This window comes from Bacillus sp. 05T22, assembly GCF_056396765.1.
Genome location: NZ_JBFTMC010000018.1, coordinates 1 through 15,665, shown reverse-complemented (window position 1 = coordinate 15,665; position 15,665 = coordinate 1). Strand labels below are relative to the sequence as shown.

15 protein-coding genes and 1 riboswitch are annotated in these 15,665 nt (G+C 36.8%); of the genes, 3 read left to right on the top strand and 12 right to left on the bottom strand.

Annotation, left to right across the window (positions count from 1 at the left end; translation table 11 throughout):
- Positions 1 to 38: 38 nt before the first annotated feature.
- Positions 39 to 1,016: a LacI family DNA-binding transcriptional regulator gene (locus tag AC1DIT_RS08680; protein ID WP_016112756.1), complete on the bottom strand. Its 978-nt coding sequence runs from the start codon at positions 1,014 to 1,016 to the stop codon at positions 39 to 41.
- A 120-nt stretch (positions 1,017 to 1,136) separates the two neighbouring features.
- On the opposite strand from AC1DIT_RS08680, the gene AC1DIT_RS08675 reads away from it, so the two are divergent.
- Positions 1,137 to 1,751, top strand: a complete 615-nt coding sequence (locus AC1DIT_RS08675) for a YczE/YyaS/YitT family protein (protein ID WP_016112757.1) — start codon at positions 1,137 to 1,139, stop codon at positions 1,749 to 1,751.
- Positions 1,752 to 1,786: 35 nt separating this feature from the next.
- Here AC1DIT_RS08675 and thrC read toward each other — a convergent pair whose 3' ends face one another.
- The 6 genes from thrC to AC1DIT_RS08645 form a co-directional block, all read right to left on the bottom strand.
- A complete protein-coding gene (gene thrC / locus AC1DIT_RS08670; RefSeq protein ID WP_016112758.1) occupies positions 1,787 to 2,845 on the bottom strand; it encodes a threonine synthase in 1,059 nt (352 codons plus the stop codon).
- On the bottom strand, positions 2,845 to 4,140 hold the full coding sequence (locus tag AC1DIT_RS08665; protein ID WP_476998141.1) for a homoserine dehydrogenase: 1,296 nt from the start codon (positions 4,138 to 4,140) through the stop codon (positions 2,845 to 2,847). The genes thrC and AC1DIT_RS08665 overlap by 1 nt, the downstream gene beginning before the upstream one ends.
- Positions 4,141 to 4,284: 144 nt before the next feature.
- Positions 4,285 to 5,190, bottom strand: a complete 906-nt coding sequence (gene metA, locus AC1DIT_RS08660; protein WP_016112760.1) for a homoserine O-acetyltransferase MetA — start codon at positions 5,188 to 5,190, stop codon at positions 4,285 to 4,287.
- Positions 5,174 to 6,472: a bifunctional O-acetylhomoserine aminocarboxypropyltransferase/cysteine synthase gene (locus AC1DIT_RS08655; protein ID WP_016112761.1), complete on the bottom strand. Its 1,299-nt coding sequence runs from the start codon at positions 6,470 to 6,472 to the stop codon at positions 5,174 to 5,176. Before AC1DIT_RS08655 ends, metA begins: the two co-directional genes overlap by 17 nt.
- A gap of 91 nt (positions 6,473 to 6,563) precedes the next feature.
- Positions 6,564 to 6,668: riboswitch (SAM riboswitch) on the bottom strand.
- Between the two features lie 204 nt (positions 6,669 to 6,872).
- The gene (locus AC1DIT_RS08650) at positions 6,873 to 7,190 is read right to left on the bottom strand and encodes a magnetosome magnetite crystal formation protein family (protein WP_016112762.1); all 318 of its coding nucleotides are present in this window, start codon (positions 7,188 to 7,190) and stop codon (positions 6,873 to 6,875) included.
- 397 nt (positions 7,191 to 7,587) lie between these two features.
- Positions 7,588 to 8,205, bottom strand: coding sequence for a DUF975 family protein (locus AC1DIT_RS08645; protein WP_016112763.1), 618 nt, complete (start codon positions 8,203 to 8,205; stop codon positions 7,588 to 7,590).
- Positions 8,206 to 8,534: 329 nt separating this feature from the next.
- Between AC1DIT_RS08645 and AC1DIT_RS08640 the strand changes: the two genes are divergently transcribed.
- A complete protein-coding gene (locus tag AC1DIT_RS08640) occupies positions 8,535 to 9,767 on the top strand; it encodes a chloride channel protein (RefSeq protein WP_016132476.1) in 1,233 nt (410 codons plus the stop codon).
- Positions 9,768 to 9,845: 78 nt separating this feature from the next.
- Here the strand turns inward: AC1DIT_RS08640 and AC1DIT_RS08635 are convergent, their stop codons facing one another.
- From AC1DIT_RS08635 to AC1DIT_RS08625, 3 genes are all read right to left on the bottom strand, one after another.
- Complete coding sequence (locus AC1DIT_RS08635) at positions 9,846 to 10,472, bottom strand: FMN-dependent NADH-azoreductase (protein ID WP_016112765.1); 627 nt, start codon at positions 10,470 to 10,472, stop codon at positions 9,846 to 9,848.
- A gap of 193 nt (positions 10,473 to 10,665) precedes the next feature.
- The gene (locus AC1DIT_RS08630) at positions 10,666 to 11,313 is read right to left on the bottom strand and encodes a response regulator (RefSeq protein ID WP_016112766.1); all 648 of its coding nucleotides are present in this window, start codon (positions 11,311 to 11,313) and stop codon (positions 10,666 to 10,668) included.
- 20 nt (positions 11,314 to 11,333) lie between these two features.
- Positions 11,334 to 12,911, bottom strand: coding sequence for a GAF domain-containing sensor histidine kinase (locus AC1DIT_RS08625; RefSeq protein WP_016132477.1), 1,578 nt, complete (start codon positions 12,909 to 12,911; stop codon positions 11,334 to 11,336).
- A 157-nt stretch (positions 12,912 to 13,068) separates the two neighbouring features.
- Here AC1DIT_RS08625 and pdxK point away from each other — a divergent pair, with 157 nt between their 5' ends.
- Complete coding sequence (gene pdxK / locus AC1DIT_RS08620; RefSeq protein WP_016132478.1) at positions 13,069 to 13,893, top strand: pyridoxine/pyridoxal/pyridoxamine kinase; 825 nt, start codon at positions 13,069 to 13,071, stop codon at positions 13,891 to 13,893.
- Between the two features lie 196 nt (positions 13,894 to 14,089).
- Here the strand turns inward: pdxK and AC1DIT_RS08615 are convergent, their stop codons facing one another.
- The gene (locus AC1DIT_RS08615; protein ID WP_016112769.1) at positions 14,090 to 14,293 is read right to left on the bottom strand and encodes a YbdD/YjiX family protein; all 204 of its coding nucleotides are present in this window, start codon (positions 14,291 to 14,293) and stop codon (positions 14,090 to 14,092) included.
- Positions 14,286 to 15,665, bottom strand: a 1,380-nt coding sequence (gene cstA, locus AC1DIT_RS08610; protein ID WP_476998140.1) for a carbon starvation protein CstA, incomplete at its 5' end; no start/stop codon positions are given. The genes cstA and AC1DIT_RS08615, both read right to left, overlap by 8 nt.

Sequence of the window (15,665 nt, the reverse complement as noted above, 5' to 3'; positions counted from 1 at the left end):
AAACGCCTTTTCGAAAAGCGATTTTCATACTTTATGCATTATGTAGTTTCACGAAGGGTCAACTGTGGTAAAAGTTCAATGTTCTTCACATCTATTTTTTCATCCTCTATCTTCTCATATAATATTTCAAATGCTTTCGCACCAACTACTTTACTAGAATGAGCAATTGTTGTAATTCCTAACACATCAGCCACCTCTTGGTCATCGCACCCAATAATTGCAAGATCTTCAGGAATACGAATTCCATGTTTTTTTGCTTCCGTTACCATACCTGCTGCAATTGGATTACAAGAAACGAGAAATGCTGTTGGTTTCACAGACATGTTAATCCACGCTCTTATCACTTCACGACCATCCTCTACTGTAAAACGCTCTGTAAACTTCCATTCTTCTCGAGATTCTATAGAAATCTCCTGAAGTGCTTCCTCATAAGCTTGTTTTCGTTTTTGACTATTTACGCTATGACTTCTGCCAATACAATATCCAATGTGAGTGTGTCCGCTTTCTATTACGTATTTCATCCCCTGCGAAAACACCTTATAGTGATCAATATGTACGCTAGAAATACATTTAGATTCTATTTCTTCACATGTTACAATCGGGCCAAACTTTGTATATTCTTCTATTGTTTTGCAGCCATTCATTCTCGAACATATAATTACACCATCAAGCTTCTTCATTTTTAACATATGCAAAATTTCAAGTTCTTTTTCGGCACTATAGTTCGTCTGACAGAGCATCATATTATAATTTTTTTTGGCCGTTTCTTTAGAAATCCCCTCAATAATTGCACTGTAATATTGATCATTTACATGCGGCAAAATAACACCTATCACATTCGTCTTTCCTCTTACTAAATGAATCGCATTCACATTTTGGGTGTAATTTAGCTCTTCAATGATCGCTAAAATTTCCTGCCTCTTTTTATCACTTACATACGGATGATTATTTAATACACGTGAAACCGTTGACACTGATACACCGGCAATTTCCGCAATCTTTTTTATATTTGTCATCTTATTTCCTCCCCTTCCCATCATTTAAATAAACCTCATCAAAAAATTCTTTCTTGACCTGGTAAGCTTTCCACAATATATCCTTTCCTAGCAAATACATTCAGAAAGGATTTGAAACATATGATACGTCTAAAACTAGACTATATATTTTTTATTAGCGGACTACTCATCCTATCTCTTGGAATTAACATGATGACAACTATTACTTCATTTGGCCTTAGTCCTTATGATTCGTTTTTTATTGCGCTATATCAAAACTTTGGAGTAAGTATTGGCTTTTGGATTTTTATGATTAACTTCGCTTTTACACTTATTGTGTTCTTTTTGAATAAGAAGCATATTACAATCGGAACAATTGTTACTATGGTTCTTATTTCTGTTTTTGTTGATTGGATTGGTTCTATTACTATCATTATGGATTCAATCCGCTCTCTTCCAAAATATATAACACTTGTGTGCGGAAATCTATTTGTTGGCGCTGGAATTGGAATTTATGTCTCCACACAATTATGTGCAGCACCACAAGAGGCCTTTGTCTTAACAATGTCTGAAAAGAAAAAATGGACGTTTCGCAGAACAGAAATTTCATTAGCTTTGCTATTTTTGACACTCAGTTTCTTATTAGATGGGCCTATTTACTTCGGAACAATTATCCTTTCCTTTACAACAGGCTGGATCATTCAAGCATTTATTCAGATTGGTACAAAAATCCTCCACATGAAAAAAGCCTATTGAGCGAATAACGCTACAATAGGCTTTTTTCATCTATTTTACCGGAAGACAGCTCCCTGAATATAATCAAAGACAACCTTCTCATCATTTTGTAACACGACTGGCTGAATTTCCTTTGTATCAATGGCGATATTTGGATCCTTCAAACCGTTACCTGTTAATACCGCTACAATTTGGCTTCCTTTTGCAATTTCTCCACTCCTCAGTTGTTTATAAACACCAGCAAGAGAAGCGCATGAAGCAGGTTCAGCAAAGATTCCTTCATACTTAGCTAACCATCCATATGCCTCAAGAATTTCACGATCTGTTACTTCATCAATTTTTCCTTGAGATTGTTCTGCAGCTAGGGCGGCTTGCTCCCAACTTGCTGGATTCCCAATTCGAATTGCTGTAGCGATTGTTTCTGGCTCTTCAATCTTATGTCCATGCACAATCGCCGCTGCTCCTTCCGCCTCAAAGCCGCGCATCTCTGGCAAACCCGTACCAAGTCTTTCATGATACTCTTTGAAACCTTTCCAATACGCTGTAATATTGCCTGCATTACCAACTGGAATTGCTAAAATATCCGGCGCCTTCCCAAGCGCATCACAAATCTCAAATGCAGCTGTTTTCTGCCCTTCAATTCGGTATGGATTAACAGAATTCACAAGTGTGATTGGCGATAATTTACTAAGCTTACGTACGATTTGCAAAGCATGGTCAAAATTCCCATCAATACTTATAATCTCAGCACCATACATGACAGCTTGCGCTAATTTACCATATGCAATCTTACCATTTGGAATGATAACAATACATGACAGTCCGGCCCTAGCCGCATAAGCTGCTGCAGATGCAGACGTATTACCTGTAGATGCACAGATAATCGCTCCGCTCCCTGCTTCTTTTGCTTTTGCTACCGCCATTACCATACCGCGATCCTTAAACGATCCGCTTGGATTTGCCCCCTCTATTTTCCCGTAAATTGTTACGCCCCACCGCTTTGACAGGTTTTCTAATAAAATAAGTGGTGTATTACCTTCATGCAATGTTAAGGGAGGTGTCTTTTCCGTAATAGGTAAAAACTCCTTATACTCAGCAAGCAAACCTTTCCACATTACCTAGCATCTCCTTCGATTCGATAGTTTGCTTTCACACAATCTATTTCTTCGTATGCCCCCAATGTATGTAAAATATATTCATAGTCTGCAAGTGATGCACGATGTGTTACGATAACAATCTCAGCCTTTCCTTTCTCCCCGAGTGGCATTTGAATAATTTTTTCAAAGCTAACACCGCGTTCAGAGAATAAAGATGTAATTTTTGCAAACACACCAATTTCRTCTTTTACATGTAGACGTAAAAACTTCTTCACAAWAATTTCATCTGGCTCTTTTAATACCTTTTCATACTGCGGAGAAACTGCGCTATTCCCAGTTACACCAAGGCGCACATTTTGCATTACCGCAACTAAATCAGAAACAACCGCTGTCGCTGTCGGTAAACTTCCTGCTCCAGGTCCATAAAACATTGTTTCTCCTACCGCTTCACCATATACATATACGGCGTTATATTCATTTTGAACTGCTGCAAGAGGGTGTGTATTCGGAAGTAATGTTGGCTCAACTGTTACCTCTAATTTTTCACCATCACGCTTCGCCAGTCCAATTAATTTAATTGTATATCCTAAGCTTTTACTATATGCGATATCTTCCTCAGTAATGGAAGTAATCCCTTTCACCTTCACATCTCCAAGCTCTACATTTGTAGAAAAACCTAGAGTAGCTAAAATCGTCATTTTCCTTGCTGCATCTAAACCTTCAACGTCTGATGTTGGATCTGCTTCCGCAAATCCAAGCTGCTGCGCTTCATTTAACACGTCGTCATATGCTCTCCCTTCGTCAGACATTTTTGTCAGAATAAAGTTTGTTGTTCCGTTCACGATTCCCATCACTTTCGTAATAAGATCCGAAGAAAGTCCTTCTACAATGCTGCGCAGAATTGGAATCCCTCCAGCTACGCTCGCCTCGTAAAATAAGTCAGCTTGATTTTCCTTTGCCACCGTCAGTAATTCTGCTCCGTGCAATGCCATTAAATCTTTATTAGCAGTAACAACATGTTTACCATTTTTCAAAGCTTGTAAAATATATGCTTTCGCTTCCTCTATGCCGCCCATCACTTCAATGACAACATCAATATCAGGATTATCTATAATTTCATTTGCATTTTTCGTTAATAAGGTAGAGGGTACTTGGACCTCTCTCTCTTTTTCAATATTTTGCACTAATACTTTTGTTACTTTCACTGGGCAACCAACTTGGTGCATAAGACGATCTTGATGATTCGTAATAATACGAACCACACCGCTGCCAACTGTTCCAAGGCCTAATAAGCCCACTTGAATTTCATTCATGATACTGTCCACCCCTCTAAAGAATTGTATTTAGATGCCATTATATAAGTTAAAATTCTGAAAGACAATATATTTTGAACATTCGGAAAAATATAAAGCGATCCTTGTAAAGAAAACGTTGCCACATGTTATATAATGATCAGCTTACAAWATATAAGGGGTTTCTTGATACACRTAATAATTTAACCAATTTGAAAATAATAAGTTTCCATGACTCCGCCATCTTATGAGTGGCTTTTCAGCTGGATTATTATGTTTAAAATAGTTTTTGGGAACCTTAATATCTAGCCCTCTTTGTTTATCGCGTTCATATTCTTGTTTTAACGTATCGCAGCTATATTCGCTATGACCAAGAACAAAAATATGCTTTCCATCTTGCCCCATAACAAGGTGGACACCTGCTTCTTCTGATGTTGCTAGTAATGTCAACTCTCGTACTTTTTCAATATCAGCTGCGCGTACTTCCGTATGACGTGAATGTGGTGCAAAAAAGAGCTCATCGAATCCTTGTAACAATTTCACATGCTGCTCATGCACTTCATGCTCGAATACACCAAACATCTTTTCTTCAAGCGAGTATTTCGGAATTCCATAGTGATAATACAGACCCGCTTGTGCTCCCCAACAAATATGCAATGTAGATGTTACATTCGTTTTTGAATAGTCCATTATGCGTCCAAGTTCTTCCCAATAATCTACATCTTCAAAAGGAAGTGTTTCAATTGGGGCCCCTGTAATAATGAGACCATCAAATCTGTCTTCCTCAATATCGCGAAATGTTTTATAAAAACTTGTTAAATGGTCTTGCGCTACATTACGGGATGTATGAGACTCCATATGAAGCAAATGCACATCCAATTGAAGTGGTGTATTACCGAGTAACCTGAGCAATTGCGTTTCTGTTTCTTGTTTTGTTGGCATTAAGTTCAAAATCGCAATTTTTAGAGCACGTATATCTTGTGTTTCAGCTCGCTCTTTTGTCATCACAAAAATATTCTCTTTTTGCAATACTTTACGGGCTGGTAAATCTTTATCAACAATGATCGGCATGCGCTTTGCCTCCAACTAATGCTTTCTCTAGATCCGCAATAATATCAGAAACATCTTCGATACCGACCGATAAGCGAATTAAATCAGATGTCACACCTGCTAAACGCTGCTCTTCTTCATTTAACTGTCTATGCGTTGTACTAGCAGGATGAATCACACATGTTCTTGCATCCGCTACGTGTGTCACAAGCGTTGCTAGCTTTACATTTGCAATAAACTCTTTCGCAGATTCTAATCCACCTTTAATCCCAAATGTTAAAACGCCACTTGCACCTTTTGCTAAGTACTTTTGCGTTAGTGGATAATTTTCATTACTTTCTAATCCCGGATAATTCACCCATTCAATACGGTCATGGTTAGCAAGCCACTTCGCAACTGCAAGAGCATTTTCACTATGACGCTCCATTCGTAAATGTAATGTTTCTAAACCAATGTTGCTAATATACGCATTGAATGGGCTCATACAGTTTCCATAGTCTCTTAATAGTTGAACACGAGCTTTCACAATATATGCCGCCTGGCCAAAATTCTGCACATAACTTACGCCATGATAACTTGGATCTGGTTCGACAAGCTCAGGATATTTTCCATTTGTCCAATCAAAATTCCCTCCATCAATGACAATTCCACCTAATGAACTCGCATGGCCATCAATATATTTCGTTGTAGAATGAACAACAATATTTGCGCCATGCTCAAACGCTTGGCATAAATATGGTGTCGCCAAAGTATTATCCACGATAAATGGTACTTCCAGTTCTTTTGCCGCGTTTGAAAACTCTTTAAAATTTAAAACATTCATCGCTGGATTTCCAAGTGATTCTGCATAAATAAGCTTTGTTTTATCATTTGCAAGTGCCACAATTTCATCAGTAGTTAAATTCGGATTAAAGAATGTTACATCAATACCAAGCTTACGCAAACTTACTCCAAACAGGTTAAAGGTTCCCCCATAAACGGTTGAAGAACAAAGCAAATGATCACCACTGCCACAAATATTTAAAACAGCAAGCATAATAGCCGCTTGACCAGAGGCTGTCGCAACAGCTCCGGCTCCACCTTCGAGCTCTGATAATTTTTGTTCAAATGCCGCTAGTGTCGGATTCCCAATACGCGTATAAATATAGCCCTCTGCCTCTAAATTAAAGAGCGCTGCTAAATCATCGGACGTATCGTATTTATACGTCGTACTTTGATAAAGTGGTAAAACACGTGGTTCACCATTCTTCGGTGTATAACCACCTTGCACACAAATAGTTCCTTTTCCCCATGATTCTCCCATTCCTTATTCTCCTTTCTTTTATAGAAAATAAAAAAACTGCTTCTTTCCCTAACAAGAAAGAAGCAGTTTGAAAACACGCTCTAAAGTCTCTTTCTTATCTCTCAGGGTTATTACCTGCAGGATTTGGCACAATTCCGTTACACGGCTGTTGCCAAGGTTTCATAGGGCCTGTCCCTCCACCTTTTCTTGATAAGACTATGCAATTACCGTTGATTTTATAGCAATAATTTCCTAATGTCAATTATTTTTCTGAATATTTATAAAATATTTTATTGGCTGTTTAACTGTTTATTATGAAAACTTAAATTTAAGGAAACAAGGGAAATATCCCCTCATCATCAAGGTAAGCTTAAATAAGAATTACAATGATGAATACGAAGAATAGTAGATACCCTAGAGATTATGCTCTAATTACTCGAATCCCTTTTACAATATTCCAAATAAAGAAGTATAGACTAATTAGGCCGCAAATACATACCATAATCATTGCGCCAATAGCCATTGTTGTACCTAGTTGCTTAAAACCGACATCCATGATTCCCAATACTACAATTCCTATAAAAGTAGTAATTCCCGGAATAAGATGTGTCCATAGAGCTCGTTTCGCATGACCTTTTGTTTCATGATCTCCGAGAATCCAAACAATTAGTGGGAATAAGACAGGGGCAAAAAGAACACTCCAGTACGAAAAAGAAGATAAAACTTTATTTCCATTCATATATATCACCTCATGAAATTGTGTTTGTTGTTATACCTTTATTATGTAGGGAAATCTATTTTTTTACTATCGCTAGACCTTACAACAACATGACAGTTTTGTAAGATTCTATAGTGGCAATCTGGTAGGCCTACCGCTTGATATAATGCACGTGATATTTTAAAAAAATTAAGGGCCAAGGATTTTTTTAAAGAACTCTTGGCCATTTTCGTATTTATGAAATGTTTGCTTATTTTGCGTGTAAAGCATCTACTGTAAGTGATCTATAGATCATAGATCATATACCATAACACAATCGTTAAAGTAAGAGATCACAAGTCATTCAATGGTATAACAATTTATAAAATGCTTATAAAGAACAGCAAGCATGAACATTAACATCTATGCTTTGTTGTTTTTAAACATAAGATTTTCTTTTATAATAGTCTGTTGAAACCTTCTCATAAAACGCTGCTTTTGTAGTATAAAAATATGGAATCAACCATAAGAAACCGATTCCTAAAGTAAGGATACTTAGTATAAACCAGCCAATAAAGCTTAAACATATTAAGAAATAATCCATCTTATGTCCGTTCATCATACGACGACTTTCCGTAATAGCTTGGTTCATTGAAAATTCCGGATGATCATTTAAAATAAAGAAAGTCATGGTATAAGAGAAAGATTTAACAATCCCTGGAATAATAAATAACAATGTCCATAAAGTAATATAGATATCCATTAGTAAATATATTAAAATTGATTTAATAAATTTATTTACCTCTTTACACCATTTAAATAATTGCCCAATTCCAACTGTCCTGTCACGAACTGTATTTAAGGCAAGATAGTAAGCACCTAAAGTTAAGGGCCCAACCATTAGCACGACAATAATATCGATCATAAACGATTCTATTACTTTACTCCAGCTCCAAAACCATACGAAAGGGAATATAAAGAACAAGGTAACTCCTACCGCTAATCCCCATTTTTCATCAAGCTCATCAAGCGCTTGTTCTTTCAACTCACGAATCAAATAAGAAACCTCCTAAATCTAATGCGTATTTTAACTTATACTAGTATACAATTCTCGTAGAGATTACAATAATATTTTAGACAATTTATATTTATTTCAGCACATGGCATGAGCATTATCATCTCGATGAGATCAAAAGCTTTAAACATCACTTGTATTTTGCTTCTTTAGAAGAAATAATACTAATAATGTTTATAATATATGTTGAATAAGTAATTCTTTAAAAAGATAATATGCACATTCAATTCATTATTTTCGTATTAGAATCTCTAATTTTTCATAATAACGTATAAATAGAGGAGGCATAAAAATTGGCTATTAGGAGAAATATGCACTATTTACTCATCGTGTACGGTATATTTCTAGGTTCTATCGTTGGTGCCACAGTCTGGTTATTTTTAGTTGTCACCAATGCTGGAATTCATTTCGTTTGGGAATATTTACCTAAAGAATTTGCATTACCATCTTATTATACAATTTGTGTAACAATAATCGGTGGTTTTCTTATTGGACTGTCACAAAAGTACTTTGGTACATACCCACGTTTAATGCCAGAGGTAATGGCTGAATATAAGAAAACAGGCAGGATTGAATACCGTTTTGTACATCAAGCTACATTAACAGCTATTATTGTTTTAGTATTTGGAGCAAGTTTAGGACCGGAAGCTGCACTTGTTGGGATTATAGGCGGGCTTTGTACATGGGTTGGCGATCGCTTTCACTTTGCTGTAAAAGGAATGCAGGGGCTAACAGAAATTGGAATCGGCGCTACTTTAAGTGTTATTTTTAATGCACCGTTATTCGGTTACTTAGCTCCAAGTGAAAATGAGGATGAACGACTTGCTGAAGTTTCCAAAGGGAAAAAGGCTATCGTATATGTCGCTACTACTTTGGCTGGTTTTTCTGTTTATTTATTGCTTAGTAAATTTGATAATCGAGGATCTTTTATTGTTAATTTTGGAGAAGGATCTTTTGCACTTCATGAATGGGTTGCCTTTCTACCTCTTGCTTGTATAGGTGCTAGTGTAGGCTATTTTTATTTCAAGATAGAATATATATTGGAAAAAATAGTGCACCCTTTTCAAGAATATAAACTAACATTAGGGATTATAGGTGGCATTATTTTAGGGATTGCCGGAACTTTCCTCCCATATACTATGTTTTCAGGAGAACACCAATTAAAAGAATTAGTGAATGAGTGGACAGAATTATCATTTGGGGTGCTGTTTCTTTCAGGTGTTTTAAAATTATGTATAACGGCAGTTTGTTTAAATACAGGTTGGCGTGGAGGACACATTTTTCCGATTATATTTGCTGGAGCAAGTATTGGATATGCTATGGCCACTGTCATACCGCTAGATCCAATTGCTTCTGTAGCTATCGTGACGACAGCCATTTCAAGCTATGCATTACGAAAACCAATCGCTATTACAGTGCTATTACTTATGTTCTTCCCAATTAATTTGTTATTACCGATGCTTGGAGCTGCAATGATTGGAAATTCATTTCCACTTCCTAACAATAGTGAGAATAAACAAGCGGCTAGTGCAAATATCAAATAGTAAAATGAACAAATAGGAAGCAGTACCATCACTATAAAAGTGTTGGTACTGCATATCGAGTGACGATTATTTCATGAATTAGAATATGCTTGCTACTTTAGCTGCTTTTTCAAGACCTTCTGCAATAATCTCTTCCGCTTTATCTGGGAATTGATTATGACCTTCAATGATAACTGTTTCCATATTTGTTACACCGAAGAAGCCCATCATGCTTGCTACATATTTAACAGCCATTTCTACGCCAGCTGCTGGACCTTCAGAATATACACCACCACGTGCATTTAATAATGCAATTTTCTTATCACCGATAAGACCTACTGGACCTTCTGGTGTATATTTGAATGTTTTTCCAGCGCGGTTTAAGTAATCGATATATGTGTGCAATACAGCTGGAATTGTTAAGTTCCATAATGGGAAACCAAATACCACTTTATCAGCTGCAAGGAATTGCTCTAAATATTTATCAGCAACAGCTACTGCTTTTGCTTCTTCTGCTGTTAAGTCAAATCCTTTACTAGCTTTAAATGTACCGTTGATCATATCTACGCCTACATATGGTAATTCTTCATTGTATAAATCAAGTTCTACCACCGTATCATTTGGATGTGATTCTTTATAGCTTGCTAAAAACGCTTCATATAATTTCACACTAACTGCTTGGTCTGCTGGACGGTTGTTAGCTTTTACAAATAAAACTGTTGTCATGCCTTTTTTCCTCCTATTACTCACTCTTACGTTGTTTATTATCTACTCACTAAAAAGGGACAATCCCCTGTAATTATTGTTGCTTACAAATACATTTTATCCTCTCCTCCTAACAATTTCTTCCTCACATAGACGGATTTTTTCATAAAAAAGGTCCATCTCCTAAAGGCGAACTAATCCTACGACTTTTGTCTTATACGATCCCATTTTTCACTGCATATAAAGCTGCTTGTGTACGATCCGATAAATTTAATTTTCCTAAAATACTACTTACATGAGCTTTTACTGTTTTTTCTGTGATCACTAACACGGATGCAATTTCCTTATTACTCATCCCTTTTGCCAAGAGCTGCAACACTTCATTCTCCCTTGCCGTTAGTACATCTACATGAATATTTGATGACTCCTGTTTCTCTTCTTGCGGCAAAGTTTGAGAAAGAAGCGCACTTGCTATATCAGGATGAAGCTGAATATTTCCTTTATATGCACTACGGATAGCTTCCACAAGTTGATCTGGTTCAACATCTTTTAGAATATATCCGCTCGCTCCGGCCTTTAAAGCTGGTAAAACATGCGCTTGATCAGAAAAGCTAGTCAATACGAGCACTTTCACATTTGGATATTCTTTTTTAATACACGAGGTTGCTTCAATCCCATCCATCTCTGGCATATATAAATCCATTAAAACAATATCCGGCTGTGCTTCTCCTACTTTCTTTAACGCTTCTTTTCCGTTATTTGCTTCTCCAACTAACTCCAAATCTTCTTGCATGCTTAAGAAAAATGCTAATCCTTTTAAAACAACTGTATGATCATCAACTAATAATACTTTTATTTTCACAAGTTTCCCTCATTTTCACATCATAATGGTACGATAACCTTTATACTTGTTCGGTTCTTTTCACTTACAATTGTAATACATCCACCGATTAACTCTGCTCGTTCTCGCATTGTAGTCATTCCAAGTGATTTCTTCTCTCTTACATTCGCTTCTATAAAACCAACACCATGATCAACTACCTCTAAAGATACATCATTCTCTGTTACTTTGAAGTAAATCGTAGCCTCCATGACACCTGCATGCTTACTTACATTATTTAATGCCTCTTGTCCAATACGCCATAATGTTTCTTCTACTACACGCGGTAAGTCACGCACACCTGTAACCTGCTCACGAATTTTCAAACCTAAGTTTTCACCATATTGCTTTAAAGCTGAAAGCAATCCCTTTTCTAATCCTTCTGGACGAAGCTGCCAAATAAGTGTCCGCATTTCTTTTAAAGCACCTTGCGCTAACTCTCTCATCTCATGAAGAGATTGATCTACCCTTTCATTTTGTCCCTTCAAAACAGCTTCCGCTCCCTTCGTCATGAAGGTTAATGAAAATAGCTTTTGTGAAACTGAATCGTGCAGATCCCTTGCTAAACGGTTACGTTCTTCCATTCGGACCAGTTCACGACGCTGTTCATTTAATCGTAAATTCTCAATCATTAATGAAATATGATTCGTTAACGCTTGAAGTATGTCTACGGTATTTGTATCAAACTCACCTTGATTTGAATTCACACATAAAACACCAAACACATGATTTCGAATATGTATTGGAGCGGCAATAATAGAGCCGTTAGGATGAACACCATTTCCAACTTGTCTTTTCATTAAAACAGGTCTGTTCTTTTCTATTGCTTCCTTTGCCGCTCTCTCTAAACCCGAATCCTTTTGTAATGTACGCTTCTTATAACAAGCTCGCATGGATATCTTTTTTTCTTCTTGTATAAAAAATGCAACTTGCTCCCATAGAAATACATCTCCCACTTGTTTTACAACTTCTTCTGGTAATGTATTTAATTTATGAATTTTTCTTAGTTCCTGAATAAAACGCTCTAGTTTCACATAATAATGAGCCCGTTTCTTTTCATTTTCATATAGTTTCGTTCGTTTTAAAGCTGTTCCAATTTGCAGGGCAACCGATTGTAATAGCATCAGTTCTTCTTCAGAAAAATGTGTTTTCCCTGGACTAGCGACATTTAAGACTCCAAACTCTTCTCCGCCAGCTTTTAATGGAACGGTTGCATGATGAAGAATTCCTTCTGTATCACCCCAATTATTTTCAACCGCATTGTTAATTCGTTTACATTTAATAATATTAACCGCTCGTTCTAATTTCCCCTCCACAAAACGGCGCAAACACCAGCATTCTCCTTCGCACATTGGCTTTTTATCTTGAAAGGTAAGCGCTGCTGGTAAATGATAATCAATTAATTTTGTATACCTACCATTTTCATCAGCAAGAAAAATCCATCCTGTTGTTAATCCTGTCACATGCAGCAATTTTTCTAATACCGCTTGTAGCACATGATATGTATCATTGGATGTATTTAATGTTTCTGCAATCTCTTTTAATATAGCTAATTCGCTTATACGGTTCTCTTGAAACATAAATTGTCTCCTACATACAATATTTTCTTTTCTCATTGTACCAAATTCAATGTATTCTTAAACAAACAAGTAACTTTTTCACTTTGTACTTATTCATAAGATTGATATAATGGTTAAAAATGTAGTTTTCATTATATCACCTGAGGGGGCTTTCACAATGACATTAAACAAAGCACTTACAATCGCTGGTTCTGACACAAGCGGTGGCGCTGGTATACAAGCGGATTTAAAAACGTTTCAAGAACTTGGTGTATACGGAATGACGTCTCTTACAACAATCGTAACGATGGATCCACATAATGGCTGGGCACATAACGTATTCCCTATTCCTGCTTCTACACTCAAACCACAATTAGAAACAACAATTGAAGGTGTTGGTGTTGATGCTTTAAAAACGGGTATGCTTGGATCTGTTGAAATCATTGAAATGGTTGCTGAAACAATTGAAAAGCATAATCTACAAAATGTAGTAGTAGACCCAGTTATGGTTTGTAAAGGTGCAGATGAAGCATTGCATCCTGAAACAAATGACTGCTTACGCGATGTACTTGTTCCAAAAGCATTAGTTGTTACACCAAACCTATTCGAAGCATATCAACTAAGCGGTGTGAAAATTAATTCTCTTGAAGACATGAAAGAAGCTGCTAAAAAAATCCATGCTTTAGGTGCAAAATATGTACTAATTAAAGGCGGTAGCAAGCTAGGTACAGAAACTGCAATCGATGTATTGTACGATGGAGAAACATTTGATCTTTTAGAATCAGAGAAAATTGATACAACAAATACACACGGCGCAGGTTGTACATACTCTGCAGCAATTACAGCAGAACTTGCAAAAGGTAAATCTGTAAAAGAAGCGGTAAAAACTGCAAAAGAATTCATCACAGCAGCAATTCGTCACTCATTCAAAATTAACGAATATGTAGGACCAACACATCACGGTGCATATCGTAAATTTGCAACTGGCAAAGAACTTGTATAAGAAATAAAGTGAATCTTTAATCAACCTTCACTAATCGGGCTTTTACGGGGTAAAAAACAGGCTATCCATAGATAGCTTGTTTTTTTATGATGCTAAACTTACCTTACCTCTATAATTCCCGAAACTTTTTACTTTTTTGTTGTTCCACGTGAAACAACAAAAAAGTAAAAAAAGAGCGACGAATCGCTCTTTCTCTTCAACAACACCTTGATATTTTTCCACCTTTCGCATTGAACCTAGCCTCTTGCGCCTCAGCAAAAAACTGTTTTCGACATAAAATCGGTTCTTCTGGGTGGTACTCTTTCATATGGGTAACGTACGTTTCATAACTTGGTACTCCAACAAGCAAACTAATAAATTGCTTTCGTGTTCTCCACACCTTCTCCAATTTTTTAAGCATAATTTCTCGACTCACTTTCATCTCTTGGAATATATGGTGCTTCTTTTAATGGTATAGATTTATTTTGCAATACTTTAATCCATATACGAATAGCAGAAATAAGAACTGCTATTACAACTAACATGAAAATTCCACAAAGCATAGCATCGATATAATCATTGAAGATAATTTGCTTCATTTGTGCCACATTTTTGGCCGGTGCTAGTATTTTCCCTTCATCTAAGGCGCTCTGGAATACTTTTGCATGCGATAAAAATCCAATTTTCGGATTTTCATGAAATAATTTTTGGTAGCCTGCTGTCATCGTCACAATCAGCAAACCTACCGTTGGGATAAGCGTAACCCAAACGTACGCCTTTTTCCCCATTTTGAACAATATCGTTGTTCCGAGCAATAACGCAATACCCGCTAACATCTGGTTAGCAATTCCAAAGAGTGGCCATAATGTATTAATTCCACCGAGCGGATCAACTACACCTTGGTATAAGAAATACCCCCATCCTAACACACATAACGTTGTTGCAATCACATTAGCCAGTGTAGAATCTGTTTTCGCAAATGGTTTATATACATGTCCTAAAATATCTTGAATCATAAATCGCCCTACACGTGTACCAGCATCAATTGTCGTTAAAATAAATAGTGCTTCAAATAAAATAGCAAAGTGATACCAGAATGCCATCATCGCAGTTCCACCGATTACTTGTGAAAAGATGTAGGCCATCCCAATTGCTAATGTTGGCGCTCCTCCTGTACGAGATAGTATCGTTTGTTCACCAACATTTACAGCAAGATCCTTTAATTCATTTGGTGTAATTGCAAATCCCCAAGAAGAAATAACTTGAGCTGCTTGTGATACATCCGTTCCGATAAGAGCTGCCGGACTATTAATTGCAAAATATGTCCCTGGTGTTAATACACAAGCTGCGATCATGGCCATCGCCGCAACGAACGATTCCATTAACATTGCCCCGTAACCAATTGGTTGTGCGTGCCCTTCTCTTTCAATCATCTTCGGCGTAGTACCAGAGGAAACTAAAGCATGGAATCCTGATACAGCCCCGCAAGCAATTGTAATAAATAGAAACGGAAATAGATTTCCGGAAAACACTGGACCTGTTCCGTCAATGAACTTGGATACGGCCGGCATTTGTAAGTTTGGTGCTACAATTAGAATTCCAATTGCTAGCCCAACAATCGTTCCGACCTTTAAAAATGTACTTAAATAATCACGTGGGGCAAGGAGCATCCACACCGGTAATGCAGACGCAATAAAACCGTATACAATAAGCATAATTGCGATTGTTTCACCGCTAAAAGTAAACATGCTTGCAAGCGTAGGATTCTCAGCTACATACTGCCCTCCAACAAG

Bases quoted from the DNA above. Each gene is read 5' to 3' on its own strand.
- AC1DIT_RS08680 (WP_016112756.1), bottom strand. From the start codon at position 1,016: ATGACAAATATAAAAAAGATTGCGGAAATTGCCGGTGTATCAGTGTCA.
- AC1DIT_RS08675 (WP_016112757.1), top strand. From the start codon at position 1,137: ATGATACGTCTAAAACTAGACTATATATTTTTTATTAGCGGACTACTC.
- thrC (WP_016112758.1), bottom strand. From the start codon at position 2,845: ATGTGGAAAGGTTTGCTTGCTGAGTATAAGGAGTTTTTACCTATTACG.
- AC1DIT_RS08655 (WP_016112761.1), bottom strand. From the start codon at position 6,472: ATGGGAGAATCATGGGGAAAAGGAACTATTTGTGTGCAAGGTGGTTAT.
- AC1DIT_RS08650 (WP_016112762.1), bottom strand. From the start codon at position 7,190: ATGAATGGAAATAAAGTTTTATCTTCTTTTTCGTACTGGAGTGTTCTT.
- AC1DIT_RS08640 (WP_016132476.1), top strand. From the start codon at position 8,535: ATGCACTATTTACTCATCGTGTACGGTATATTTCTAGGTTCTATCGTT.
- AC1DIT_RS08635 (WP_016112765.1), bottom strand. From the start codon at position 10,472: ATGACAACAGTTTTATTTGTAAAAGCTAACAACCGTCCAGCAGACCAA.
- AC1DIT_RS08625 (WP_016132477.1), bottom strand. From the start codon at position 12,911: ATGTTTCAAGAGAACCGTATAAGCGAATTAGCTATATTAAAAGAGATT.
- pdxK (WP_016132478.1), top strand. From the start codon at position 13,069: ATGACATTAAACAAAGCACTTACAATCGCTGGTTCTGACACAAGCGGT.
- AC1DIT_RS08615 (WP_016112769.1), bottom strand. From the start codon at position 14,293: ATGCTTAAAAAATTGGAGAAGGTGTGGAGAACACGAAAGCAATTTATT.